Source organism: Moorena sp. SIO3B2, assembly GCF_010692525.1.
Lineage (GTDB): Bacteria > Cyanobacteriota > Cyanobacteriia > Cyanobacteriales > Coleofasciculaceae > Moorena > Moorena producens.
In genome coordinates this window covers 1-1805 of record NZ_JAAHHE010000784.1, presented here as the reverse complement: position 1 = coordinate 1805, position 1805 = coordinate 1, and the positions used below count along the sequence as shown (strand labels likewise).

General features: G+C 42.0%; 3 protein-coding genes. 2 read left to right on the top strand and 1 reads right to left on the bottom strand.

The genetic code is table 11. The features are described from left to right. A partial coding sequence (locus tag F6K38_RS41005) for a hypothetical protein (protein WP_287360573.1) occupies positions 1–254 on the top strand: 254 nt, incomplete at its 5' end. Positions 255–349: 95 nt separating this feature from the next. Next, entirely contained in the window at positions 350–505 is a 156-nt protein-coding gene (locus F6K38_RS41000; protein WP_154659938.1) for a hypothetical protein, read from the top strand. Positions 506–760: 255 nt separating this feature from the next. Here the strand turns inward: F6K38_RS41000 and F6K38_RS40995 are convergent, their stop codons facing one another. Next, a complete protein-coding gene (locus tag F6K38_RS40995) occupies positions 761–973 on the bottom strand; it encodes a hypothetical protein (RefSeq protein ID WP_287360571.1) in 213 nt (70 codons plus the stop codon). Between the last annotated feature and the right edge of the window lie 832 nt (positions 974–1805).

Genomic DNA, 1805 nt, shown 5'->3' with positions numbered 1-1805 from the left:
TTTTCCTTAATGATTTGACGTTTACTAGGAAAACCTTTTCAGGTTTCGACATTGGACAAAGTTTTTATTTTCTGTCTTTTGTCTCTACACCCTTAAGACGATCTCAAAACCCTATTTTGGAATTTTTCGAGTTAGCACCAATTTTTTGTTCTCGACTGACCCCATTAAACCGATTTCAAAGCCCAAAACCCTTTTGTCAGCTAACTTGTAGCCGTTTCAGTGTGTTGGTTGCTCTAGGGATGCGCGGGCATTGAGCCGCTACGCGATGCTCGGTACGAGCCGCTACGCGAACGCATTACTGATAGTTAAACAGGTGCGCTACACTTTCTTAACGCACCATACAAGATAGGTGATTAGCTCAAAGGGCTACCGCTTCGCGATTGACCGTAGGTCACGCTACGCGATTGACTTATGGTCACGCTACGCGAACGCACTTAATAAAAATATCCCCTATCTCCCTATCTCCCGACTCCCTACTCCCTACTCCCTACTCCCGACTCCCTAAAAAAAAATCGGTCAAGTTTGGGTTAACCCCAATCCTTGACCGAATTCTGTACTTTAACCTTCCACAAATACAGCTGAGCTGCACTCAAATATCGATAATTTCAGATCAGTTATGACATGATTTCCGAGTTAGTCAGCAACTGCTGGAAAGCAATAACATCCGAACTCATTCTGCTTCATGTTGCTTAATATTCCTCCACAAAACAACCTTCACCATTCCTGATTTGCCAGGGGGCAACCCTGGCAAAATCCTATCTTAATCTACGTAAAAATATCGAATCAAAAAGGTCATAACCTCACCAGGATTTCCCGTCGGCTCCGGAGTGCTCCACTCGTCCGGCTCCGCATACTTAAGGGAATAAATGGCATTAATTGTTTTGCGAACCTTTTCAGGAGAACCCACCAATAAGAGCTTGGCTTTCTTCGGTTTAGAACCTTGGTTGTCAGAAGGAGGAAAATTGTTACTCATCTGAAATTATCTCTTGAGTTTTTGTACACGATTAATTTATCAATAAATTAATCTAGTGTCAAGGGGTTTAGAAATTTTTTTTTATTAAGAAATCGGGAATCGGGAATCGGGAATCGGGAATCGGGAATCGGGAATCGGGAATCGGGAATCGGGAATTTGCAATAGAGATTAATCGTAGGGTGGGCAGTGCTTGAGAGGGATAAAATTAGCTTGTAATCGGTTTAGGCACTGCCCACCGACATTAAATTAACTAAAAAATAGAATCGGGAATTTGCAATAGAGATTAATCGTAGGGTGGGCAGTGCTTGAGAGGGATAAAATTAGCTTGTAATCGGTTTAGGCACTGCCCACCGACATTAAATTAAGTAGAAAATAGAATCGGGAATCGGGAATCGGGAATCGGGAATTTGCAATAGAGATTAATCGTAGGGTGGGCAGTGCTTCCGAGGGATAAAATTAGCTTGTAATCGGTTATTTAGCCACTGCCCACCGACATTAAATTAAGTATAAACTAGGAGTTAATTGTCTAGATTTTTGATAAAAATAATCGTAGGTTGGGCATTGTTTTATACCGATACTATCAGCGTGTAATCCGTTGGTTAGGCACTGCCCACCAACATCAAATTAACTAAAAAATAGATAAAAATAATCGTAGGTTGGCCAGTGCATAAGACCGATACTATCAGCGTGTAATCCGTTGGTTAGGCACTGCCCACCCTACATCTACATCTTCTCTAGATTTTTAATAAGATTACTGGTCAGGTGGGCAGTGCCTAATACCAATTCAAACCCTGACAATCCTTTTGGTACCCACTGCCCACCCTACATCTAC

Bases quoted from the DNA above. Each gene is read 5' to 3' on its own strand.
- F6K38_RS40995 (WP_287360571.1), bottom strand. From the start codon at position 973: ATGAGTAACAATTTTCCTCCTTCTGACAACCAAGGTTCTAAACCGAAG.